Source organism: Variovorax dokdonensis (genome assembly GCF_030316895.1).
GTDB classification, from domain to species: domain Bacteria; phylum Pseudomonadota; class Gammaproteobacteria; order Burkholderiales; family Burkholderiaceae_C; genus Variovorax; species Variovorax dokdonensis.
Genome location: NZ_JASZYV010000001.1, coordinates 444563 through 469203 on the forward strand (window position 1 = coordinate 444563; position 24641 = coordinate 469203).

Here is a 24641-nt window from a genome sequence, read left to right on the forward strand (position 1 = left end):
TATTGAGGGCAGCCCGCGATCCCGCCGCGGATCCTGCCCATCCATGAACGAAATCGAGCTCAAGTTCGACGTCCCGCCCGGGCGGCTTGCCGCACTCGAAAAGGAAGTGCGCACTGCCAGCGCCATCCGCACGCATCTGGTCGCCCGCTACTTCGACACCCCGGACGGCGCCCTGGCCAGGAACCGCATTGCGCTGCGGCTGCGCAAGGAGGGCCGGCGCTGGGTGCAGACGCTCAAGGCCATCGGCGACGGCGGGCCGATGGTGCGGTTGGAACACAACGTGGACCTGGGCATGTCGCCCGCCAGCAGCGCCCCGGCGGTGGACGCGGCGAGGCACCGTGGGACGCCAGCCGGCGACCGGCTCGATGCCGTGCTGGCCGAATCCGGGCAGGCTTTGATCGAAACCTTCTGCACCGACATCTGGCGCATCGCGCGGCTCACCCGTGTGGGCGGCGCAACGGTCGAACTGGCGCTGGACACCGGCGAGGTCTACGCGCCGGAGGGCCCCCTCGGCCGGCGCCAGGCGTCCAGCGTGTGCGAGCTGGAACTGGAACTGGTGAAGGGCCCCGTATCCGGGCTCGTCGCCGCTGCCTCGCGATGGCGCGAGCGGCATGGTCTGTGGCTGAGCACTCAAAGCAAGGCGGAGCGGGGAGAACGCGTCTGCGCGGTGCAACGTGGACTGCCGCTGGACGTGGCGACCAAGGCCGCGCCGATGCGCCCGCCGAGGGACCTCCGAGGCGGTGAGCAAGCAACGTTGGACGGACCGGCGCTGCAGCGCGCCGTGCTGACCATCTGCCTTGATCATCTGTTGCCCAATGCCAGCGAAGTCGCCGGTGGCAACGAGGCCGAAGACGTCATCCATCAGCTTCGGGTGGCCATTCGCCGCACGCGAACCGCGCTGCGGGAACTCGAAGTGCTGGCACCCGGCGCCTTCGACTCGACTCGATGGGAGCCGCCGCTGGTCGAGGCATTCAGGTGCCTGGGCGCGCAGCGGGACCAAGCCCTTGCAAAGAAGGCCCTTCAGCCAAGGCTCGAAGCCGCTGGGGCGCCGCCGGTCGACCTCGATCACGAAGTGGCGCAGAACGCGGTGGCGTCGAGGGGTGATCCGGCCAAGACCGCCGCGGAGGTTGCTCGCGATCCAGCGTTTCAGGCTGCGTTGGTCGACATGCTGGGCTTTTGCGCGGGTGTTGAGAGTCGGGCCGCGGATGTCGAGGCGCCTGGCCAGGCCGCCGATCTGGACGCCGTTCGCGCCGTGGTGCGAAAGCGCCTGAACAAGCTGCACCGGCAGGTGGTGCGCGACGGTCGCCGATTCGAATCGCTGCCGGTCGAGGCCCAGCATCGTGTGCGCAAGCGGGCGAAACGCCTGCGCTATCTCAGCGAGTTCGCGGCGCCACTGTTCCCTTCGAAGAAGCTGGCACGCTATCTGAAGCGTCTGCTGCCCGCGCAGGATGAGCTGGGGGCGTACAACGACCAGCAGGTGGCCCATGCGCTGTACCGCAAGGCCGTCGACGCCGAGCCGCATGCCTGGTACGTCGTGGGCTGGCTCGATGCGCAGATGCCCGTGCAGGCGCGCGCCTGCTGCGATGCGCTGGCCCGCCTGTCGCAGGCCAAGCGCTTCTGGAAAGGCTGAGGCAGCACTGTCTTCAGAAGGTCCAGCGCGCGCTCACCCGCAGCGTGCGCGGTTCCATCGGATGGATGTGGCGGTCGTCGATGCCGCCGCCGCATGCGCCACTGGCCACCTCGCCGGAGGTGCAGGACGCATAGAAGTACTCGATGTCGTTGTCTGCGCTGTCGGTGAGGTTGAACACGTCCAGCCCCAGCGTGAGTTGCGGTGTGACGGCATACCGGGCACCCAGGTTCAGCACGGTGCTCGAACTCGAGCGAACGCTGTCGGTCGTCGTCAGCGCACGTGAGCCGAGGTAGCGCAATCGCAGCGAGCCGCTCCATGGGCCGTTCTCGTACGCAACACCAGCCGAGAAAACTCGTTCGGGCGCGTTGTCGATGTAGTTCCCCTCGCCGTCGGGCGGCGTTCCTGTGAATCGGGCGCGCGACAGCGCCGCGTCCGCTTCCAGTCGCCATGCACCATCGAGCTGCCAGCGCAGGGTGGCTTCGACGCCGCGCCGACTGCTGGCGCGGCCGGGCTCGGTGGTGCCGGCATCGCCGACATAGACCAGTTCCGAGTCCAGCTTCAGCTGCCATAGGGCTGCCGTCAGGCTGAGCCGCTCGCTGGGCTGGAATCGCCAGCCGAGTTCGCTGCCCAGCCCCTTGACCAGTGCCGGGACACGCTCGGCCGGCTCGCCGGTGGCGGGATCGGTCTGGATGGTGGCGCCGCGCACGTCATTGCTGTGAAAGCCCCGGCCCACGTTGAAATAGAGCTCGTGCGCCGCTGCCGGCGCGAAGATGAGGCCGGCCTTGGGGCTGACCATGGCGTCGTCGCCGCTGCCGCTGTTGGCGGCTCCGTAATTGGGCTCGCGGCCGCGAACATCGTAGGCAAGCGCATCGCCCCGAAGCCCGACGTAGGCGCGCCAGCGATCGCTCAGGCCGACAAGTTGCTGGCCGTACACCGACACCAGATCCTGCGAGACCTTGTCGCTGCGAACGGTGTTGGTGCGCGTCCGTGCCACCGTGTCGTAGAGGCCGACTTCGCCGATCCGGTCTCCGCGCCACTGCGCGCCGAAGCTCAGCTCACCGGCCAGGCCGCCCAGGCGGTTTGCGAAGCTGTGCGAGGCCTGGGCGCCGAACACCCGGCGGCGATCGGTCTGTTCGAACTGGTCGCCATCGATCGGGTTGTTCAGGAAATAGGTGAAGTCGGAGAACAGGTCAAAGCGATAGTCGATGGCATAGGCGCTGACGTTGGTGCGGCCTGCGGGGCCGTTGTCGTCGTGCCAACGCGCGGACAGGCTCAGGCGCCGACTGCTGCCGCCATCGGTGGGGTTGAGCGAGCCGAAGCGATCGAGTTCGCCGCTGCTGACCGCGCGCTGCGGGATCTGGTCGGTCGCGGTCCAGTCGCTCTTGTAGGCCATGCCGGTGACGGCGAAGCCGCGCGCCTTCGAGCCTTGGGAAAAGCGCAGCACTGCGTTGGCCTTGCGCAGGTCCTCTGGCACCTGCCAGGGGCCGTCGTTGCCCATGAGTTCGACGGCAGCCATCCAGACCTGGTCGTTCACGACGCGCGAGCCGGCAGCAAGCATGCGCTTGTAGCCGTTCTGGCCCAGGTCCAACTGTGCGAATGGCGCAGGCAGCACGCTCAAGTAGTCCATCGATGCGCTGCCCGCCAGAGAGAAGTCGCCGCTTTCGGCGAAATACGGGCCCTTGCGGTAGCGCACGCCGGAGACCAGCTCCGGAATGAGGAAGTTCAGGTCGGCATAGCCCTGGCCGTGGCCGTGCGTGGGCATGTTGACGGGCATGCCGTCGACGGACACCGAGAAATCGGTGCCGTGGTCGAGGTTGAAGCCGCGCAAGAAATACTGGTTGGCCTTGCCGTCGCCAGAGTGCTGCGTGGCGACGACGCCGGGCACGGCTTCGACGATGTCGCCCGGCCGCAGCTTGGGCCGGGACTGGAAAGCGTCGCGCTCGAGCGCTCCTTCGCTGGCGCTGTCGGCGCTGCCGATGGCGGCATCGCGCGGGCCGATCACTTCGATTTCCGGCAATTGGCTGGCGGTCGGGCTCTGCGCCATGGCCACGGAGCTGCTGACGGCGGTGGCGAGCATCAGATGCATGGCGCGCACGGGCCGAGGGTGCAAAGGCGTGATGTAAGACATTATTTAAATTATTCTTACGTTGGCGCCAAAAGGCTATACGCCAATCGGCCCCTTCGAGGCCGCCGGCCGCGTGCCAGGAATGTTCAGTTGATGGGCTTGAAGTGCACGTGGCGCCCGACGCCGCCGCTTTCGTCGTGCCGGTGCGGCCCCTGTCCGTCGGCATCCAGCGGGATGAGGTTCACCTGGCCGTGGCGCACGCCGCGCAGCGCGACCACGGCGTCGGCGCAGGCGCGCACCGCCGCGGTGGGGCCGCGCAGCACCACCGACTCCATGCAGTGGTGGTGGTCCAGGTGGGTGTGCAGGCTGCTCACCACCAGGTCGTGGTGGTCGTGCTGAAGGTCCAGGAGGCGGCTGGTGACGGTCTGCTCATGGTGGTCGAACACGTAGCTGACGCTGGCGACGCACCAGGAAGCGCCTGTCTTTCGTCCTGCCGCCTGCGGCCCCTGCGTGCCGGCGATGGATTCGTCGCCCAGCCTGGAGCGGATGAGGTCTCGAACCGCCTCGGAGCGATTGACATAGCCGCGCGCGGCGATGAACTCGTCGAACTGGTGGGCCAGATTGTCATCCAGCGAAATGGTGAAGCGTTGCATGGCCGGAGTGGGAATGGCAAGTGGCGAAGGCGAGAGCGATCATAGGCGTGCCCGGGCTGCGGCACTGCAGCTTGCCTTTCGAGCCAATGCCTTTCACAGTGGCGGCCCGGGCTCGCGCTTGCGCCGAAGGAATTCGGCGAACTGACACGAACCCGACGTAGATTCAATACTCAAAACATCAGGAGGCAACTTGAAAATGCAAAAGGACAAGGCCGGCGCCAGCGCGCGCATCGATGAAGTCGCGGCGCTCATCCAAGCCAAGATCGGCGATCCGCAGGCCGCGCAGCAACTCGAGGCTTTTGCGCGCCAGTACTTCGGCAACGTCGACCCCGAGGACCTGGAAGATCGCGAGCCGGCCGATCTGTATGGCGCGGCGCTCTCGCATTGGGGCTTCGCGCGGCAGCGCGAACCGGGGCACGTCAAGCTGCGCGCTTTCAATCCGAGCGTGGCCGAGCACGGCTGGCAGTCCACGCACACCATCATCGAAATCGTCAACGACGACATGCCATTCCTGGTCGATTCGGTGACGATGGAGGTCAACCGGCATGGCCTGACGCTGCACCTGATCATCCACCCGCTTCTGCCTGTGCGGCGCGACGACGCTGGCCAGTTCGTGGCGCTCGACGGCGCAGGCACGAGCCGCGAATCCTTCATCCATGTCGAGGTCGACCGCGTCGCCGATCCTGCCCAGCTGCATGAACTCGAGGCCGACCTGCGGCGCGTGCTGGGCGACGTGCGCGCGGCGGTCGAAGACTGGCAGGCCATGCAGGCGCGCGTCCAGGAGGTCCTGGCCGAGGTCGAAGCCAAGGCACCGCCGGTGCCGGCCGACGAGCTGGCCGAGGACCTGGCCTTCATGCGCTGGCTGGCCGACGGGCACTTCACCTTTCTGGGCTATCGCAGCCACGACCTGGTCCAGACGCCGGAGGGCGAGGACGGGCTGCGCGTGGTGCCTGGCTCGGCGCTCGGCATCCTGCGCACTGCCAGCAACGACGCCGGCACCAGCTTCGCGGCACTGCCGCGCGAGGTGAGGGCACAGGCGCGGCTGCCGCACCTGCTCATCATCACGCAGTCCACCTCGCGCTCGACCGTGCATCGGCCCGGCTACCTCGACTACATCGGGGTCAAGCGCTTCGACGCCGCGGGCAACGTGTGCGGCGAACATCGCTTCCTGGGCCTGTTCACGTCCACGGCCTACAACGCGAGCCCCGCCGAGATTCCGCTCTTGCGCAAGAAGGTGGCCGATGTGCTGGCGCGTGCCGGCCAGGCGCCGGGCAGCCATTCGGGCAAGGCGCTGGAGCACATCCTGCAGACCTATCCGCGCGACGAGCTGTTCCAGACGGGGCCAGACGAACTGCTGGCCACGGCCATGGGCATCCTGCACCTGGAAGACCGCCAGCGCTTCCGCCTCTTCGTGCGGCGCGACCCTTATGAGCGCTTCATCTCGTGCCTGATCTATGCGCCGCGCGAGAACTACAACACCGAGCTTCGCCAGAAGTGGCAGGTGATCCTGCAGCAGGCCTTCAATGGCGTGGGCGCGGACTTCGACGTCAACTTCTCCGAATCGATGCTGGCGCGCATCCACATCACCGTGCGGACCCGGCCCGGCCAGATCCCGCCCTACGATGTGCGGGAGGTCGAGCAGCAGCTCGTGGCCGCCGCCCGGCGCTGGGTGGACGACCTCAAGGCGGCGCTGATCGAGTCGGTGGGCGAGGCCCGCGGCAACGCATTGCTGCGCCGCTTCGGCGCTGCGTTTCCGCCGGGCTATCGCGATGAGTTCAGCGCCCGCGCCGCGGTGCGCGACATCGCGCTGATGGACGAATTGCGCGAAGGCCAGTCGCTGCGCATGACGCTGTATCGCCCCCTGGAGGCGGCGCCCGGTCATCTGCGCTTCAAGCTGCTCGTGCGCGGCGCGCCTCTGGTGCTGACGACCAGCCTGCCCATGATGGAGCACCTGGGCATGAAGGTGCTGGACGAGCACCCGCACCGCATTGCCGCACCGGGCGAAGCGCCGATCTGGGTGCACGACTTCGGGCTGCAAAGCGCGCTGGGCGACGGAGAGCTCGACGTCGACGCCTTGCGCCCGGTGTTCGAGGAAGCCTTCGCCGCAGTCTTCGACGGAAGCGTCGAAAACGACGACTTCAACCGCCTGGTGCTGGCCGCCCGAATTCCGGTGCATCGCATCGTGGTGCTGCGGGCCTACGCCAAGTACATGCGCCAGACCGGCTTTGCGCTGTCGCAGGCCTTCATCGAATCGACGCTCGTGGCCAATGCGGCGATCGCGCAGCAGCTGGTGGCCTTGTTCGAGATGCGCTTCGACCCGAGCGTCGCCAGCGGAAAGGGCGCCGATCCATCCGCGCATATGGCGCAGGTGAGCGCCATCGAAACTTCGCTGGAGCAGGTGGCCAACCTGTCGGAAGACCGGGTGCTGCGCCACTACCTCGCGCTGATCCTGGCCACCAAGCGCACCAACTTCTGGCGGCGCGACGCCGACGGAAAGCGCAGGCCGTTCCTTTCGTTCAAATTCGATTCGCGCAGCGTTCCCGAGCTGCCCGAGCCAAAGCCCATGTTCGAGATCTTCGTTTACTCGACCCGCTTCGAGGGCGTGCACCTGCGCGGCGGCCGGGTGGCTCGCGGCGGGCTGCGCTGGTCCGACCGGCCGGAAGACTTCCGGACCGAGGTGCTCGGCCTGGTGAAGGCGCAGATGGTCAAGAACACGGTCATCGTGCCGGTGGGCTCCAAGGGCGGCTTCGTGCTCAAGCGCGCGCCGTCGCCGGCCGATCGCGAAGCCTTCATGAAAGAAGGCGTCGCCTGCTACCAGGACTACCTGCGCGGCCTGCTGGACATCACCGACAACCGCGTGGGTGGCGCCATCGTGCCGCCGCCGGACGTGCGCCGCCACGACGAGGACGATCCCTACCTGGTGGTGGCGGCCGACAAGGGCACGGCCACGTTCAGCGACTATGCCAACGGCATCAGCGCCGAGTACGGCTTCTGGCTCGGCGACGCCTTTGCGTCTGGCGGTTCGGTCGGCTACGACCACAAGGCGATGGGCATCACGGCGCGGGGCGCGTGGGAATCGGTCAAGCGGCACTTTCGCGAACTGGGCATCGACACGCAGAGCCAGGACTTCACGGTGGCCGGCGTGGGCGACATGTCGGGCGATGTGTTCGGCAACGGCATGCTGCTGTCGCGCCACATCCGCCTGGTGGCGGCCTTCGACCATCGGCACATCTTTCTCGATCCTTCGCCCGACGCGGCGACCAGCTTTGCCGAGCGCGAGCGGATGTTCGCGCTGCCGCGTTCCTCCTGGGCCGACTACGACGCGTCGCTCATTTCCAAGGGCGGCGGCGTGCATGCACGCAGTGCGAAGTCCATCGCGCTCACCGCCGAGGTGAAGGAGGCGCTGGGCATCGACGCCGCGGTGGATCACATGACGCCCACGGCGCTGGTCAATGCCATCCTCAAGGCGCCGGTGCAACTGATCTACAACGGCGGCATCGGCACCTACGTGAAAGCCACGGAAGAAAGCCATGCGCAGGTGGGCGATCGCGCCAACGATGCGCTGCGCGTCAACGGCCGGGAGCTGCGCTGCCAGGTGTTCGCCGAAGGCGGCAACCTGGGCTGCACGCAGCTCGGCCGGATCGAGTTCGCGCGCGCGGGCGGACGCATCAACACCGACGCCATCGACAACTCGGCCGGCGTCGATACGTCCGATCACGAGGTCAACATCAAGATCCTGCTGGGGCTGCCCATTGCGGAGGGAGAGCTGACCGAGAAGCAGCGCAACGCGATCCTGCCGGAGATGACCGACGAGGTGGCGCACCTCGTGCTGCGGGACAACATCTACCAGACGCAGGTGCTGTCCGTCACCGGCCGCCTCGGCGCCCAGTTGCTGGACGCGCAGACACGCTTCATGCAGTTCCTGGAAAAGGCGGGGCGGCTCAATCGTGCGATCGAGTTCCTGCCTTCCGACGAGCAACTGGCCGAGCGCCGCGCAGCGGGCCAGGGCCTGGCCACGCCCGAGCGCGCCGTGCTGCTGGCCTACAGCAAGATCTGGCTGTACGACGAACTGCTCGAGTCGCCGCTGCCCGACGACCCCTGGGTGGCCACCGCGCTGACGCGCTACTTCCCGACGCTGCTGCGCGAGCGCTTTGCCGCCTACATGCAGCGGCACCCGCTCAAGCGCGAGATCATCGCCACCCACGTGACGAACAGCGCGCTCAACCGCGTGGGCAGCACCTTCGTGCACCGGCTGTCCGAGACGACCGGCGCACGTGCGCACGAAGTGGTGCGCGCCTACCTGATGGCGCGCGAGATCTTCGGCATGGTGGGCCTGTGGGAGGCGGTCGACCAGCTCGACAACCAGGTGGAAGACGCCGTGCAATCGCGCCTGCTGATCGATTGCAGCCGCCAGCTCGAGCGTGCCACCAAGTGGTTCCTGCGCTCGCGCCGCCTGGCCGAACCCATCGCCGATGTCATCGCGCACTTCAAGCCCAACGTGGAGGCACTGGCCGCCCGGCTGCCGCAATTGCTCGATGCGGGCGAGCGCGCCCGTGACGAGGCCGCGGTGGCGCAGTACACCGATGCGGGTGTGCCGCGCCAACTGGCCGAGCGCGTGGCCACGTTCGATTCGCTCAACGCCACGCTCGACATTGCCGAGTTGGCCGGCAGCGCGCGCAGCCCTGTCGAGACCGTGGCGGAGGTGTTCTTCGTCCTGGGCAACCGCCTGGGAACGGCATGGCTGCGCGATCGCATCGGCGCGTTGCCGGGCGATGCGCACTGGCAAATCCTCGCGCGCGGGGCCATGCAGGACGACCTGGCAGCGCTGGAACGCAGCATCACGGGCGCCGTGCTCGCCGCCGAGGGGCCGGTCGAGGCAGACGCGAAGGTGCAGGCGTGGCTCGATGCCAATGCGCGTCCGCTGGAGCGCGCCGAGCGGCTGATGACGGAACTGCGAGCCGTTCCGACACCGGACGCGGCGATGCTCTCGGTCGCCCTGCGAGAGCTTCGCGCGCTGGCTTGAGCCAGGCGGTTGGCTGGCGCGCGGCGGCCTTGTGCCGCCCGCGCGCTTCCTCCTCATCGCAAGGGGCCAATTGCGTTGTGCGCTGGGCTACGATGCTGCCGCAAGAGGAGCGCATAACACCATGACAGAACCCCGTACCGACCTGGCCAAGATCACCTTCAGCGTGCTGTGCATCGCGTTGATGATCGGCTCCTCGCTGTGGATCCTGCGGCCGTTTCTTGGCGCGACGATCTGGGCGGCCATGGTGGTGGTGGCCAGCTGGCCGGCGCTCTTGTGGTTCCAGGCCAGGCTCTGGGGCAGCCGCGCGCTGGCGGTGGTGGCGATGGTGCTGATCCTGCTGCTGCTGTTTGCGCTGCCGCTCACCATGGCCATCTCCACCGTGGCCGAGCATGCCGATGTGGCCTACCGCTGGGTGCGCTCGCTGATCGATCAGGGCCCGCCGCATCTGCCCGACTGGCTGCGCAACCTGCCCCTGGTGGGCGCGAAGCTCGGCAGCATGTGGGACGAGCTCGTGGCCTCGGGCATGGCGGGCCTTCAGCACCGCGTCACGCCTTATCTGTCGCAGGTCACGACATGGGTGCTGTCGCAGGCGGGGGTGGTGGGCGCGCTCACTGTGCAGATCCTGCTGACGGTGGTGATCGCTGGCGTGATGTACGCCAGCGGCGAAGCCGCCGCGCGCGTGGTCCAGCTCTTCGGCTGGCGCGTGGCCGGCACGCGCGGCCAGGAGGCGGTCGTGCTGGCCGGCAAGGCCATCCGCGGCGTTGCCCTGGGTGTGGGCGTGACGGCGCTGGTGCAGGCCGTGATCGGCGGGATCGGGCTGGCCGTGGCCGGTGTGCCGCTCGCGGCGCTGCTCACGGCCGTCATGTTCATGCTGTGCATCATCCAGCTCGGGCCCACGCTGGTGCTTCTGCCGGCCACGATCTGGGTGTTCTGGAATGGCGACACCGGCTGGGGAGTCTTCATGGCCGTGTGGACGCTGATCGTCGGCACCATGGACAACTTCCTGCGTCCCTGGCTCATCAAGCGGGGTGCCGATCTGCCTCTGCTCCTGATCTTCGCCGGCGTGATCGGTGGCTTGTTTGCGTTCGGCCTCGTGGGCGTCTTCGTCGGACCGGTGCTGCTGGCCGTCTCGTACACGCTGATCCACGCATGGCTGCATGACGGCGAGGCCGACATGCCTGCGCTCTGACCGCTGCCGCGTCGGGGGCTTTTTCGAGCATGTAACCGCACGTGCACGCGGCATCCGTTGCCGTCGGGGTGAGCGCTCGTCCTACTCGCGGGGGATCGGGTCGTCCTTAGGCTGAAGAGCGATTTCGGCGAACCAGCCGCTCACCCCCCACGGAGACCCTTCATGCCCAGAAAGCCCAGCTCGGCCGCGACGCCGGACATCGCCGCCGCTCGCGCCGCCGCACGCAACACCGACAGCGCACCCGCACATCCGACCGATCCCGCAGCCGCCAAGGGCGACCTGCCCGCAACACGCGCCGTGCAGACGCAAGACCTGGCCGCCGAGATGCCGTTCAACGCCAACAAGGCGAAGGAGCATGGCGAGGCCAATGCGCTGGAGACGCCAGCGGGCCAGACCGCATCGGGTGATCCCGGACTGGCCGCGTCCAGCACCTTGTCCGAACGCAACGCCTCCGACAAGACCGGCCGGCCGCCCAAGCCCGGCACCAGCGGGCCCGACGGTTCGCTGGAGCGCGTGCGCGCCGATGGCGGCGGACAACGCCTGACGACCAACCAGGGCGTGCCGGTGGCCGACAACCAGAACTCGCTCAAGGCCGGCGCACGGGGCCCCGTGCTGCTGGAGGACTTCGTCCTGCGCGAGAAGATCACCCACTTCGACCATGAGCGGATCCCGGAACGCATCGTCCATGCGCGCGGATCTGGCGCGCACGGTTACTTCGAATGCACCGACCCCGCGACGGATCTGACGCGTGCCGCGCCGTTCGCCGAGAAGGGCAAGCGCACGCCGGTGTTCGTGCGCTTCTCGACCGTCGCCGGCGAGCGCGGCTCCAAGGACACGGCGCGGGATGTGCGCGGCTTTGCCGTCAAGTTCTACACCGACGAAGGCAACTGGGACCTGGTTGGCAACAACATGCCGGTGTTCTTCATCCAGGACGCGATGAAGTTCCCCGATCTCGTCCACGCCGTGAAGCCCGAGCCGCACCACGGCATGCCGCAGGCAGCCTCGGCGCATGACACCTTCTGGGACTTCATCAGCCTGATGCCCGAATCCACCCACATGATGATGTGGGCGATGAGCGACCGCGCCATCCCGCGCAGCCTGCGCATGATGCAAGGCTTTGGCGTGCACACCTTCCGGCTCATCAACGCAAAGGGAGAAGCGCGCTTCGTCAAGTTCCATTGGCAGCCCAAGCTGGGCACGCATTCGCTGGTCTGGGACGAGGCAGTGAAGATTTCCGGTGCCGACCCCGACTTTCACCGGCGTGACCTGTGGGAGGCGATCGACGCGGGCGAGTATCCGGAATGGGAACTCGGCCTGCAGGTCTTCACCCAGGAGGAGGCCGACAGCTTCAGCTTCGACATCCTCGATCCCACCAAGATCGTGCCCGAGGAACTGGCGCCGATCCGCATCGTCGGACGCATGGTGCTCGACCGCAACCCCGACAACTTTTTTGCCGAAACCGAGCAGGTCGCCTTCTGCGTCGCGCATGTGATTCCCGGCATCGACTTCACCAACGACCCGCTGCTGGCCGGCCGCATCCATTCCTACGTGGACACGCAGATCTCGCGATTGGGCGGCCCCAACTTCCACGAACTGCCCATCAACGCGCCGCTGGCGCCGGTGCACAACAACCAGCGCGACGGCATGCACCGCCAGGCCATCCATCGCGGGCGCGTGGCCTACGAGCCCAATTCGCTCGGCGGCGGCTGCCCCTTCCAGGCTGGTGCCGCGCAGGGCTTCATGAGCGTCAAGGCGCGCATGGATGCCGAAGCCGACAGCGACAAGGTGCGCGTCAAGCCCGAGAAGTTTGCCGACCATTACACGCAGGCCAGCCTGTTCTACGAGAGCCAGACCCCGGTCGAGCAGGCGCACATTGCCGCCGCTTTCCGCTTCGAGCTGTCGAAGGTGACGGTGCCCGCAATTCGTGCGCGCATGGTGGCCAGCTTGCGCAACGTCTCGGACGCCCTGGCCGAAAAGGTCGCCAAGGGCCTGGGCATGGAACTGCCGGAGACCATGCCATGCGCCATGGCGTCGCCACCGCGGCCGGAGGTGGACGAGTCGCCTTCGCTGTCGCTCATGGCGCGGCCTGGCGAAGGCGGCATCCGCACGCGCAAGGTGGCGTTGCTGGTGGCCGACGGCGTCGACGGCGCGTCGTTGCGCGCGCTGGTCGAAGCGTTGATGCAGCAGGGCGCCGTGCCTCGCTTGGTCGGGCCGCACCTGGGCGCCTTCGCGACCAGCGACGGCGGCCGGATCGAAGTGGACGCCAGCCTGGAGAACAACCCCGGCTTCCTGTTCGACGCGCTGGTCTTGCCCGACGGTGAAGCGGCGGTCAAGGCGCTCGCGGAAATCGGGCAGACGATGGAATTCGTCAAGGACCAGTACCGGCATTGCAAGACCATCCTGGCCATCGGCGCAGGCCAGGCCTTGCTCACCCAGGCCGAACTGCCGATGTCGCTGCCCGATGGCAGTGCCGACCCGGGCCTGATCCTCACGGACGCTGGCGCCATCAAGAAGACCATCGAGCCCTTTGCCGAGGCCTTGGCGCGCCATCGCCATTACGAGCGCGACACCGATCCTCCGCGGGTGTAGGCGTCGCGGGGCAGCGCATGCATGGCCAATCCGCAACGATTGACGCGCGGCGCTTGCCCCGGCATAAGGGGGCAATGAGTCTTCACCATCCGCTCGTTCAGAGCCTGGCGCTGCCCTTCGCGCTGGCTTTCGTCTGGGCCGCGCTGGCTCGCACGCTGGCCGGGCCGGAAAGCGGTGCGCGCTGGGCTGCGGCGGGCGTTTCGCTGGGTCTCGTGCTTTCTTCGATCGCCGCCATCGGCTGGGTGGGCCGCCCGCTCTCCATCACCGAAAAGCTCCCGTGGATCATTGCCGCTGCGGCCCTTGCGGGGATCGTGGCCGAATGGCTGCGTGCATCGGCCCGCTTGCAGTGGGCAGCCGCGGGCGCGCTCTGGGCCCTGGCCGTCATCGTCGTGCTGGGCAACCAGCCCATGCTGCCGCGCATCGGCAGCTGGATCGTGGGCATGGCCGTGATCGGCGCGGTGCTGGCCGAGCCGCCGGCCCGCGCAAACGCGGCTGCGATGCTCGTCGTGGCGGCACTTGGCTTGGCGGCGCTGGCCATGCGTTCCGGCTCGGCGCTGCTGTTCGAGCTTTCGCTGGCGCTGTCGGCGGCAGTGGCGGCTGCAGGTCTTTGGCTTTGGCCCGTTTCCCGAATCCGACTGGGCGCCAGTGCGTTGATCGCTGCGGTGGTGACGTGGTTGTCGCTGGCGCAATCGACCGGCCTGCTCACCGGCGCGCCACCGGGCTCGGTGCTGCTTCTGGCGGCGTCGTTCTCTTCCGGCGCGGTGGTGCGGGGCGTGCGCCAGCGCTTGCGCCGCGGCGAAGCGCCGCCCTGGGTCGAAACGCTCCTCGTCGCAGGCGTCGCGGTGCTTTGGGTGCTCGCCGCCCTGGCACTCGCGCATTGGGGCGGCAAGGCCTTCGGCGCGGACCCGAGCGACCCTTACTACGCACCGACCTGGAAATGACCGGAACACGAGTCCACGGCATCGATGCGCTCTGGCCCGACTGCCTTGCGGTCGCGCACGCGCGCCGCAGCGGTGATGCACGCCAAGCCGCCCACGACGCCGCGCTGGTCTACGCCGAGGGCCAGGGCTGGCAGTTGGCGTCGAGGGCCGGACAAGGCTGGGATGACGAAGCCTGCCAGGTGTTCGAGCTGCTCAAACCCCTGCTCGATCGCCCTCCCGGTGGTGATTCGTGGGTGCTGGGCCAGCTGGGCCAAAGCCTGAACGGCTGCATCGCCACCCATGGCGGCGACGCCAATTTTGTCAACGGGCCCGAGGTGCTCACCCACCTGCACCGGCTGCGCGCGCTGAGCGACGCGGTGATCGTCGGCGCCGGAACCGCCGCACTGGACAACCCGCAACTCACCACCCGACGCGTGCCCGGTCCCAACCCGGTGCGAGTGCTGCTCGACCCGGGGCTCGGCCTCGCCACCACGCTCAAGGCACTCAGCGATGGGCAGGCGCCGACGCTGCTGGCTTGCGACGCCACGCGCGCGGCGCAGGCAGCCCGCCGGGTGGGCGCCGATCAGGTGCTGGGCGTGGAGGGTCTGGTCGATGCGCAGGGCGCCATCGCCATGGCCCCGCTGGTGGCGGCATTGCATGCGCGCGGCCTGTCGGTGCTTTTCGTCGAAGGCGGCGGCGTCACGGTGTCGCGATTCCTGTCGCAGTCATGCCTGGACCGGCTGCACCTGAGCGTGGCTCCGGTCGTCATCGGCGGCGGGAGACCCGGGCTTCAACTGCCGCTTCATGCCAGCATGCGCGACTGCCCGCGCCCGCCGGCTCGCATCTTCAGCTTGGGGCAGGACATGCTCTGGGATCTGGATCTGAGCGCGGCCAGACGCTGAGCGTTGCGTGGGCCGGGGCAAGTTCAGCCTGGCCACGCGAGAACATCGGCATGCCCGACCACCAGAGTCGACGACGTCGCCTGCGCCAAGCGCTGCGTGCGCCATGCCTCGAACTCCGCCCGCGCCGGCGGCGCCTGCTCGATGGCGGCATCGGCAAGGCTGGCGATCATGGCGTTCATCATGGCCGTGTCGGCGGCGTCGATCCGCCAGTCGCTCGCCGCCTGCGCTTGCGCATGGCCGAGTTCGGCGAGCCGGCGCCGGGCAACCTCCGTTGCGCGCGCGCCGAGCGCACGGCCGCCAAAGCCCTTGTCGCGCTGCTGGTGCGCCGCGAACTGCGCGGCCACTCGCGCGTCGCCGGGCAAGCCGGGTGTCCATGCCAGGCGGCCATCGACCGTCAGCGAAAAGAGAAGGGCCGCACCGGCCTTGGCGGCGCGCGTCAACACGCGATCCAGCCATTCTTCGCTGACCAGGTCGAGCAACGCCGAGGCGGTGATGAGGTCGCAATCCGCAAAGGGCAGGGCATCGAGCTGCGCGAGCAGATCGGCTTGTTGCCAGTGCAGCGCGGCACGCCAGCCCCTGGCTTCGATCCGTGCGCGTGACGCGCCCTCGGCGTGCCACTCGAAGCCGTGCGCGGCGCACCAATGCGCCATGGCCGGGCCGATCATGGCCAGCAGCAAGGGGTCGTGATCGACCAGCAGCCACTGTTGCTCGCGCCCAGCCTCGAGGGCGCCCACGCATGGCGCCAGCGCCCGGAAGTTGGAAGCGGTGCCGCAGCCCAGTTCGAGCACGCGAAGCGGCTGGCCGTCGTGCCGCCGGCCGGCAAGCGCGGCATGCAGATCGAGCTGCGCCATCGCACCGGCACGCGCCGCCAGATCGAAGGGTTCGCGCAGCGCCAGCCAGGCGCCGTCGAAGGGCTTGGCATCGAAGCCGGTGGCGGCCGCGCTCATGCGTTTGCTCCGGTCGTTGCCGAACGAAGCGGTGCCTTCGCGAAGTCCTGCAGGGCGAGTGCGAACCGCTCGGCCGATTGGCGCCAGTCGGGCAGCGCATGGCGTGCAGCGACGGCGCCGGCGTGCAAGCGGGATCGCCAGGCTGCATCGTCCATGACACGCGCGAGCGCGGCTCGCAGCGCCGGGACATCGCCCGGCGGAACCAGCATGCCGGCATCCGGTGGCACCGTGCCTGGAATCGCCCCCGCGCGCGTGCTGACGATTGGCAAGCCGCGAGCCAGGGCTTCGGCCAAGGCCATGCCGTAGCCCTCGTGCAAGGAAGGCAGCACGAACACGTCGGCGGCTGCATAGCGCCGAGCCAGGCCGTCGTCGTCCTGTTCGCCATGCATCGTGACGCGCTCGGCAAGGCCATGCGACTCGATGGCGGCGCGAAGCTGCGCGGCGCAGGCGGCATCCATCTGTTCGCTGCCGGCGCAGTGCAGGTGCCAGTGCCGATCCTTCAGGCCCGCCAGCGCCTCCACCAGCACGGCGTGCGCCTTTCGCGGCGTGATGCTGGCCACGCAAAGCAACTGCAGCGGCGTTTCCAGCGAGACCTGCGCGGTGCCTGCCGACAGCGCGGCGCGGTCCGTGCCTGGCAACACGACGCGCACGTGCTGCCGGTCGACGTCGTAGGGCGTCAGGTCATCCACCGTGCCCGGGCTGGTGACGATCACGCCACGTGCTGTTCCAAGCGCACGCCTTTCGCTGCCCAGCAAGGCCTGCTGCTGCGAAGGGCGCAGGCCTGCTTCGAGAGCGAGCGGGTGATGCACCAGCGCGATCCAGCGCAGGCGAGCCGCATGTTCGGTCGCCGTGGCGTCGAGCACGCCGAAGGCGAGGCCGTCCACCAGCACCAGGCTATCGTCGGGCAGCGATTCGACCCGCGCACGCGCTTGCGTCATCGTCGCCGCATCGGGAAACGGAAAGCCTTCGCCCAGCGATTGCGCATGGACCTGCCAGCCCGACTCGCGCAGGCCTTCCACGATCCGGCGGTCGTAGATCGTTCCGCCCGTGCGCATCGCCAGCGAGCCGGGGTAGAGGAAGTGAACCGTCTGCATCCGAGCCTCCGCGCAAAGCCTCAGAGGGCGGCCTCGTACGCCGCCCAGGCGACGTGCGATTCATGCAGGCACACGCGCATCGAGGCCAGGCCGCGGGCGTTCGGCCCCAGTGCGCCAGCCGAGATCCGTGCGGCCACGCGGTCGAACACGACGCGTGCCATGAATTCGGTGGTCGTGTTGTGCCCTGCAAAGGCAGGGTCCTCGTCCAGGTTGCGCAGGTTCAGCTCGGCCAGCACCTCGCGCAACAGATCGGTGGCGCGGGCGATGTCGACCACCATGCCGTCGGGGTCCAATTCGGGGCGCCGCAATTCCATGTCCACCACATAGGTGGCGCCGTGCATGCGCTGGGCGGGCCCGAAAGCCTCGCCCTTGAAGCTGTGGGCAATCATGAAATGGTCGCGGACGTTGACGCTGTACATCAGAAAGGATCCTGGTCGTAGGAATAGTCGATGCGCTGGCAAAGGGTGCCGGGCGCGTCGCCGGACAGTCGGGCCAGCACCTGCGGGAGGTTTTCGAACGGCGCGCTGTCGGTGATGAGCGCGTCGAGTTCCGGTGCATCCACCAGCAGCGAAAGCGCGAGCGCCGCGCGTCGGTCGTGGGTCCAGCGGGAACGCTGCGACGCCGCGATGTGGCCCACCTGCGAGCTGCGGATGCGAAGGCGCCGCGCGTGGAATGCTTCGCCCAGCGGGAGCGTGACCGGCCGGTCGCCGTACCAGCTCATCTCCAGCACCGTGGCTTCGAAGGCGGCCAGTCGCAGTGCGGTGGCCAGGCCTTCGGGATGGCCGCTGGCGTGGACGACGAGGTCGGCGTCCGGATCGGCCGCCTCGGGGAGGGCGAAGCCCATGCCCAGGCGCGCTGCCACGGCCGCGCGATCGGCTTGCGTGTCGATCAACTGAACGGCGCATCCGGGCATGCGCGCGGCCAGCCAGCCCGTGAGCAGGCCCACCACGCCACCGCCGACCACCGCGATGCGGTCGCCCACGCGAGGGGCTGCATCCCACAGCGCATTGATGGCGGTCTGCATGTTGGCTGCCAGCACGGCACGCGCGGCGGGCAGTCCCTCGGGCAAGGGGTGGACCGCCGTGGCGGGAACCACGTAGCGCGTCTGGTGCGGATACAGGCAGAACACGTCGCGCCCCAGCAGGTGGGCCGGGCCCTGCTCCACGCATCCGACGTTGACGTAGCCGTATTTCACCGGCCCGGGGAACGTGCCCTGCTGGAAGGGCGCGCGCATGCGCTCATGCTCGCTGGCCGGCACGCGGCCCTGGAAGACCAGCATCTCGGTGCCGCGGCTGACGGCGCTGTGGCGCGTTCGGACCAGCACTTCGCCTTCGGCCGGCGTGGCCACGGGCTCGGTGCGAATCTCCGCCCGTCCGGGCGCGGCGATCCAGCAAGCGCGGGCCTGTGCACGATCGGCGGGGGATGAATATGCTGGCATCGTGTGTGGACTTGCATGCGCTGCCGCTTGGGCCTGGCGCCATCGCGAACGATCATAGGCTGTGCAGTTCACTTCCGCTCAACCCGGGTCGTTGCAGGCCAAGGCGCTTCATGACCTGCGCCTCGACGCCGCGCGCGAGGCGTTGGCCACGGCCGCGCTGCTCGCCCTGGTGCTCGTCGCCCTGATCGTGCCGGGGTGGATGGCCCATGCCTTCGCGCTGAAGGCGCTGGCCGTCTTCGTGCTGGGTTGCGCGTTGCTGATGTGGGGGCTGGCCCGCCACATGCCGCATCGCCGCTTCGGTGCCGCCAACCGCGTGACGCTGCTTCGGCTGGCAATGATCGCGGTGCTGGCCGGCGGCATCGGCCAAGCCTGGCACCCGCCCGATGTCGTCGCCTGGGCGGCCATCGTGCTCGCCACCACGGCCGCGCTGCTGGATGCGCTGGACGGGCCACTGGCGCGCGCCCAGGGCCTGGCCAGCGATTTCGGTGCGCGCTTCGACATGGAAAGCGACGCCTTCATGATCCTGGTGCTCAGCCTGCTGGTGTGGCACTGGGACAAGGCCGGCGCCTGGGTCCTGCTTGCCGGACTGGCACGCTACCTCTTCGTCGCGGCCGCCTGGGCCTGGCCATGGCTGTCTCGCCCGCTGCCACCGAGCATGCGCCGGAAGACGGTCTGCGTGGTGCAGATCACCTGCCTCATCGTCTGCCTGGGGCCCATCATTGCGCGGCCCTGGAGCCAGGCCATCGCCGCGATCAGCTTGGCCCTGCTGCTGCTGTCGTTCGCCATCGACGTGCGGTGGCTGATCCAGGAGCACCGCCAACGCGTATCGACGAAGGAGACCGAATGACCTCGACCCTGCCGCGCCATCGCCCATCGACCGGCCATGCCATGCCCCGTTCGCCTTCGGCGCGTGGCTGGCTCTTCGCGCTGCTCGCCTCGTTGCCGCTCTTCGTGCTGGCACCGTCGGCGGCGCGTGCGGAGCCTGCCCGCTTCGAGATCGATCCCGACCACATGACGATGGGCTTCCTGGTCGATCACCTGGGTTATGCCAAGGTGCTGGGCATGTTCCGGGCGGCGCGTGGCAGCTATCGCTTCGACGAAGCCAGCGGCGCGTTGTCGGACGTGCGCATCGAGGTCGATACGCAAAGCGTGTTCACCAACCATGCCAAGCGCGACCAGCACCTCAAGAGCGCCGACTTCCTCAATGCCACCGAGTTTCCGCGCATGTTCTTCACGGCGCAGTCGGCCCAGCGCACCGGCGATCGCCAATTCAAGATCGACGGCGAACTGGAGTTGCTCGGGCGCAAGCAGCCGCTCAGCCTGCAAGCCACCGTCAACCAGAGCGGCCCGTCGCCCATCGACAAGGACTACCGGATGGGCGTGTCGGCGCGCGGCAGCTTCAAGCGCAGCGCCTACGGCATGAACTACGGCGTGGCCAACGGCTGGGTGGGTGACGAGGTGCCGCTGATCATCGAGTTCGAGGCCGTTCGCCGATGAACCCTGGGCCGGCAGGTTCTCGGGCCGTGCCGGCGTTCGCTTCTGGACGCGGGTGGCGGCTGCTGGCGGCCCTGCTCGTGCTCAATGGCCTGCTGACGATGGGCAACCTGTGGCCCACCCCATGGCCCCGTCCGCTGGCGCAAGTCTCGCCGGAACTGGCGTTGGCGCTGCTGGTGCTGTGCATCGTTGCCTTCTGGCGCGGCAGGCCGGGCGCGGCAGCGCTGCGCGCGTTGGCGGCCGTCACATTGCTGTGGGTGCTGGCCCGTTATCTGGATGTGACCGTACAGGCGGTGTTCGGCCGGCCACTCAATCCCTATTGGGACGGACGCCACGCCATGTCCGTGCTGGCGCTGGCCGGCTGGTCGAGCGGGGCAATCGCGGCCGCGGTGCTCGCGCTGCTGCTGGCGATGGCGGGGTTGTATGCGGCCATCCTTTTTTGCTGGCAAGGCGTGGCGGCGGGGCTGGCCGAACCGCGTTCGCGACGCGTGCTGGCCGCGGCTTCGATCCTGCTGCTGGTCCTGGCATTTGCGCCGGGAGCCACACGGCTCGAAGCCTTCCAAGCATGGCGAACGGAGGCTCTCGCGCGGCCGGTCGCACCGGCCATCGCCCGGCAGGCGCAAGTGCTGGCCGCGCAGCTCTGGCCCGGCGCCACCGAGCCGCTGTCGCCCAGCCCGGATTTCGCCGCGCATTCGCTGGCCGGACTGCGCGGCGCTGATGTGCTGCTGGTGTTTCTGGAGTCCTACGGCGCATGCACGGTGGACGATGCGGCGCAGCGTCAGGCCCTGGCACCGGCGCGCGAACAACTGCTGCAGCGCCTGCAGTCCGCAGGCCGGGGCGTGGTGTCGACGCGCGTTCGTTCCCCCACCTTCGGCGGATCGTCCTGGCTCGCGCATGCCGCACTGCTGGCGGGCGTGGACACGCGCGACCCAGGCGACTACGAGCGCCTGCTGTCCAGCGACCGGCCCTCGCTGGTGTCGATGTTCCATCGGCAAGGCTGGCACACCGTGGGGTGGATGCCGGGCCTGCAACGCGCTTGGCCGGAGGGCGGCTTCTACGGCTTCGACCGCATCGCCGATGCACAGGGCATCGGCTACGAGGGCCTTGAACTCGGTTATTGGCAGATCCCCGACCCGGCTTCCATGGCACTGCTGCACCGGCAGGAACTGGCCCACCGGACGGCTTCGCAGGCGCCGCGCTTCATCGTCTTTCCGACGCTGGGCAGCCATGCGCCGTTCCGTCCGCTGCCGCCTTTCGACGGCGATTGGGCTCGCCTGGCCACGTCGCAGGCCTACACGCCCGAGGACATCGCGACCGCGCTGGCGCAGCCGGCCGATTGGTCGCAGGCTCGGCCGGCGTACTTGGAATCGATCGGCGCCACGCTGGACTGGCTGGGAAGCTATCTGGCGGGGCCGGCGCCGCGCGAATTGGTGACGCTGGTGGTGGGCGACCATCAGCCCTGGGCAGCCGTGAGCGGCGAAGGCGCGTCGTGGGACGTGCCCGTGCACGTCATCAGCAGCGATGCGGCGCTGCTGGCGCGCTTCGAGGCACTGGGCTTCTCGCGCGGCCTGCTGCCCGCTGCCGATGCGGGCGTCGCCGGCAAGCTGGGCCCCCGTGGTGCTTCGATGCCGATGGCGGGCCTCACCGCCGTCCTGCTGGCGGCCTTCGACGATCGGCCCATCGCCTCGCTGCCTCGGCCCTGACGGGGCCAAGGGGCACAATGCCCCCCGATGTCCGCGACCGCGATGCCCGCCGCCCAACACCTGCCCGATTCACGCTATGCGTGGGTTCGGCTGGCCATCACCATGCTGTTCATGACGGTGGGCAGCAGCGGGATGTACGTCGTCTCGGTCATGTTGCCGGCGGTGCAGGCCGAGTTCGGCGCCACGCGTGCGGATGCCTCGTTGCCCTACACATTGCTGCTGCTGGGCTTCGGCATCGGCGGCGTGCTGATGGGCAAGCTGGCGGATCGCTTCGGGATCATGTGGGCGCTGCTGCTCGGTGCCGCGGGCCTGACCGCAGGCTACGTCGGCAGTGCGATGGTGGGTGGCATCTTCGCGTTCGGACTCGTGCAGGGCCTGCTGGTGGGCTTGCTGGGCAGCTCCTGCGCCTTCGCGCCGCTGGTGGCCGACACCACCTTGTGGTTCGTGCGGCGGCGCGGCATCGCGGTGGCGATGTGCGCCAGCGGGAACTACATCGCCGGCGCGGTGTGGCCACCCATCGTCCAGCATTTCATCGAGACCGTCGGCTGGCGCCAGACCTACGTCGGCATGGGCCTGTTCTGCGGCGGCTGCATGGTTCTGCTGGCGCTGTTCATGCGCGCGCGTTCGCCGGCGAGCGGCGCGGTGCCGGCCGGTTCGGCGCCATCGAAGGCGCCCGCGCCGGATGCCAAGCCCTTCGGCCTCAGCCCCGGCTCCGCGCAGGCATGGCTGTGCGTGGCCGGCCTCGCCTGCTGCGTGGCGATGTCGATGCCGCAGGTGCACATCGTCGCCTACTGCACCGACCTCGGACTGGGCGCAGCGCGCGGCGCGCAGATGCTGTCGGTGATGCTGGCCTTCGGCATCGCGAGTCGCCTGATCTCGGGTGTCATCTGCGACCGCATCGGCGGCCTGCGCACCTTGCTGCTCGGCTCGGTGCTGCAGTGCCTGGCACTGATGCTGTTCCTGCCTTTCGACGGACTCGTGCCGCTGTTCGTGGTGTCGGCGCTGTTCGGGCTGTTCCAGGGCGGCATCGTGCCGAGCTACGCGATCATCGTGCGCGAACACTTTCCCGCGCACGAGGCGGGCGCACGGGTCGGCACCGTGATCATGTGCACGCTGTTCGGCATGGCGCTGGGCGGATGGATGTCGGGCAAGGTGTTCGACCTGACCGGCAGCTATCAGGCTGCCTTCATCAACGGCATCGGCTGGAACCTGCTGAACATGTCGATCGCCTTCGGCCTGCTGATGCGCACGCGGCGCATCGGCCGCCTCGCCACCGCCTGAAACCGCTTGCGTCGCCAAGGCGACAGACCGGGGCAGGGTATTGCCGGGTTTCGGCCCGGCGCAGTGCCTTCTAACCTTCGCCCCGCCAGTAGCACGCCGTTACGCGACGTTCGATGCAGCTGCTCACGAGGCAGTGCGCGGACACACGAAAGCGGCATCGCGCCGCCCGTGCATGGGCGGGATCCAGGTCTTGCCAGGAGTCGATCATCGCCTCGTCTGCAAACCGTGCCGATCTGCTGAACGTCGAGGGCGTCACCGTCCGCTTCGGTGGCATCACCGCGCTCGACCATGTGAGCTTTGCCGTGCCCGCCGGGCGCATCGTCGGGCTGATCGGCCCCAACGGCGCCGGCAAAACCACGCTGTTCAACTGCCTGTCGCGCCTCTACCAGTTCAGCGAAGGCGACATCCTGTTCGAAGGCCGCTCGCTGCAGCAGACGCCGGCGCACGGCATCGCCTCGCTCGGCATCGGGCGCACCTTCCAGAACCTGGCGCTCTTTCGCACGATGAGCGTGCGGCAGAACATCATGCTGGGCGGACATTGCCGCACCAGGAGCGGCTTTCTGTCGAACGCCTTGCGCCTGCCCTGGGTGGGCCGCGAAGAGGCTGGCCTGGCCGAGCGCACCGATGAACTGGTGCATCTGCTCGATCTCGAATCGGTGGCGCAGACCCGCGTGATGGACCTGCCCTTCGGCACGCAAAAGCGCGTGGAGCTGGGCCGCGCGCTGGCCAGCCAGCCCAAGCTGCTGCTGCTCGACGAGCCGGCCGGCGGCCTCAATCACGAAGAGGTGGAGGCGCTGATGGAACTGCTGCGCGCGATCCGCGAACGCCTGCAGCTGACCATGCTGCTGGTGGAGCACCACATGAACCTGGTCATGCGTGTGTCGGACCAGGTGGTGGCACTGGACTTCGGCCGCGTCATCGCCGACGGCACGCCGGCCGAGGTGCAGGCCAACGAGACCGTGGTGCAGGCCTACCTGGGCGGGGTGGCGGCATGACGCGGCTGCTGGATTGCCGTCAGCTGCAGGCGCAGTACGGCGCGGTCAAGGTGCTGCACGGCCTGGACTTCGGCGTGAAGGAGGGCGGCATCACCACCATCTTGGGCGCCAACGGCGCCGGCAAGACGACCACGCTTCGCGCCGTGTGCGGCATGGTCAAGACCGGCGGTGAGGTCGAACTGGGCGGCATGCGCATCGACGGACGCAGCACCGAGCAGATCGTGCGCCAGGGCGTGGCCCACGTGCCGGACGGCCGCGGCACGTTCGTCAACCTGACGGTGGAAGAGAACCTGCGCATGGGTGCCTATACGCGTCGCGACAAGGCGCAGGTCGAGGCAGATTACGAGCGCATCTACCGCTACTTCCCGCGGCTGGCCGAGCGCCGCCGGCAGCAGGCCGGAACCTTGTCCGGTGGCGAGCAGCAGATGCTGGCGGTGTCGCGCGCGCTCATGCTGCGCCCGCGACTGCTGTTGCTGGACGAACCATCCTTCGGCCTTGCCCCGCGCATCGTGCAGTAGCTGTTCGAGATCTTCGGCGAGATCAACCGCCAGGACGGCGTGAGCATGCTGCTGGTGGAGCAGAACGCGGCCCTGGCCCTCCGGCTGGCCGACACCGCCTATCTGCTGGAGACCGGGCGCGTCGTCATCTCGGGGCCGGCGCAGGACATCCGCAACGACGAAGCCATCCGGCGTTCGTACCTGGGCTACTGAGGAAGGGG

At 68.7% G+C, this 24641-nt stretch carries 17 protein-coding genes and 1 pseudogene; 12 read left to right on the forward strand and 6 right to left on the reverse strand.

The features are described from left to right. Positions 1-43 precede the first annotated feature (43 nt). Positions 44-1630, forward strand: a complete 1587-nt coding sequence (locus tag QTH91_RS02050; protein WP_286658373.1) for a CYTH and CHAD domain-containing protein — start codon at positions 44-46, stop codon at positions 1628-1630. Between the two features lie 13 nt (positions 1631-1643). On the opposite strand, the gene QTH91_RS02055 is transcribed toward QTH91_RS02050, so the two are convergent. Both QTH91_RS02055 and nikR read right to left on the reverse strand, forming a co-directional pair. Continuing rightward, entirely contained in the window at positions 1644-3707 is a 2064-nt protein-coding gene (locus QTH91_RS02055; protein WP_286659585.1) for a TonB-dependent receptor, read from the reverse strand. 134 nt (positions 3708-3841) lie between these two features. Then, on the reverse strand, positions 3842-4348 hold the full coding sequence (gene nikR / locus QTH91_RS02060; RefSeq protein WP_286658374.1) for a nickel-responsive transcriptional regulator NikR: 507 nt from the start codon (positions 4346-4348) through the stop codon (positions 3842-3844). A 196-nt stretch (positions 4349-4544) separates the two neighbouring features. On the opposite strand from nikR, the gene QTH91_RS02065 reads away from it, so the two are divergent. From QTH91_RS02065 to QTH91_RS02085, 5 genes are all read left to right on the forward strand, one after another. After that, positions 4545-9371, forward strand: coding sequence for an NAD-glutamate dehydrogenase (locus QTH91_RS02065; protein ID WP_286658375.1), 4827 nt, complete (start codon positions 4545-4547; stop codon positions 9369-9371). A gap of 121 nt (positions 9372-9492) precedes the next feature. Beyond that, positions 9493-10560 (forward strand): AI-2E family transporter YdiK, encoded by a 1068-nt coding sequence (ydiK, locus tag QTH91_RS02070; protein WP_286658376.1) that lies wholly within the window; start codon positions 9493-9495, stop codon positions 10558-10560. 162 nt (positions 10561-10722) lie between these two features. Beyond that, entirely contained in the window at positions 10723-13149 is a 2427-nt protein-coding gene (locus QTH91_RS02075) for a catalase (protein WP_286658377.1), read from the forward strand. Positions 13150-13223: 74 nt separating this feature from the next. Next, positions 13224-14090 (forward strand): hypothetical protein, encoded by an 867-nt coding sequence (locus QTH91_RS02080; RefSeq protein WP_286658378.1) that lies wholly within the window; start codon positions 13224-13226, stop codon positions 14088-14090. Further along, on the forward strand, positions 14087-14971 hold the full coding sequence (locus QTH91_RS02085) for a RibD family protein (RefSeq protein ID WP_286658379.1): 885 nt from the start codon (positions 14087-14089) through the stop codon (positions 14969-14971). Before QTH91_RS02080 ends, QTH91_RS02085 begins: the two co-directional genes overlap by 4 nt. Positions 14972-14994: 23 nt before the next feature. Here the strand turns inward: QTH91_RS02085 and QTH91_RS02090 are convergent, their stop codons facing one another. From QTH91_RS02090 to QTH91_RS02105, 4 genes are read right to left on the reverse strand one after another with little or no spacing between them, the layout of a single operon-like run. After that, positions 14995-15918 (reverse strand): class I SAM-dependent methyltransferase, encoded by a 924-nt coding sequence (locus tag QTH91_RS02090; RefSeq protein ID WP_286658380.1) that lies wholly within the window; start codon positions 15916-15918, stop codon positions 14995-14997. Next, positions 15915-17012 (reverse strand): glycosyltransferase family 4 protein, encoded by a 1098-nt coding sequence (locus QTH91_RS02095; protein WP_286658381.1) that lies wholly within the window; start codon positions 17010-17012, stop codon positions 15915-15917. Before QTH91_RS02095 ends, QTH91_RS02090 begins: the two co-directional genes overlap by 4 nt. Positions 17013-17032: 20 nt before the next feature. Further along, positions 17033-17431 (reverse strand): 6-pyruvoyl trahydropterin synthase family protein, encoded by a 399-nt coding sequence (locus QTH91_RS02100; RefSeq protein ID WP_286658382.1) that lies wholly within the window; start codon positions 17429-17431, stop codon positions 17033-17035. After that, positions 17431-18450, reverse strand: coding sequence for a zinc-dependent alcohol dehydrogenase (locus QTH91_RS02105; protein ID WP_286658383.1), 1020 nt, complete (start codon positions 18448-18450; stop codon positions 17431-17433). The genes QTH91_RS02100 and QTH91_RS02105 overlap by 1 nt, the downstream gene beginning before the upstream one ends. A gap of 61 nt (positions 18451-18511) precedes the next feature. Between QTH91_RS02105 and QTH91_RS02110 the strand changes: the two genes are divergently transcribed. From QTH91_RS02110 to QTH91_RS02135, 6 genes and pseudogenes are all read left to right on the forward strand, one after another. Then, positions 18512-19297, forward strand: a complete 786-nt coding sequence (locus QTH91_RS02110) for a CDP-alcohol phosphatidyltransferase family protein (RefSeq protein WP_286658384.1) — start codon at positions 18512-18514, stop codon at positions 19295-19297. Next, positions 19294-19947, forward strand: coding sequence for a YceI family protein (locus QTH91_RS02115; protein WP_286658385.1), 654 nt, complete (start codon positions 19294-19296; stop codon positions 19945-19947). The genes QTH91_RS02110 and QTH91_RS02115 overlap by 4 nt, the downstream gene beginning before the upstream one ends. Positions 19948-19973: 26 nt before the next feature. Continuing rightward, positions 19974-21647: an LTA synthase family protein gene (locus tag QTH91_RS02120; protein ID WP_286658386.1), complete on the forward strand. Its 1674-nt coding sequence runs from the start codon at positions 19974-19976 to the stop codon at positions 21645-21647. A 27-nt stretch (positions 21648-21674) separates the two neighbouring features. Continuing rightward, positions 21675-22928, forward strand: a complete 1254-nt coding sequence (locus tag QTH91_RS02125; RefSeq protein WP_286658387.1) for an MFS transporter — start codon at positions 21675-21677, stop codon at positions 22926-22928. A gap of 113 nt (positions 22929-23041) precedes the next feature. After that, positions 23042-23923, forward strand: a complete 882-nt coding sequence (locus QTH91_RS02130; RefSeq protein ID WP_286658388.1) for an ABC transporter ATP-binding protein — start codon at positions 23042-23044, stop codon at positions 23921-23923. Then, positions 23920-24633 (forward strand): annotated as a pseudogene (locus QTH91_RS02135) (ABC transporter ATP-binding protein). Before QTH91_RS02130 ends, QTH91_RS02135 begins: the two are co-directional and overlap by 4 nt. Positions 24634-24641 lie beyond the last annotated feature (8 nt).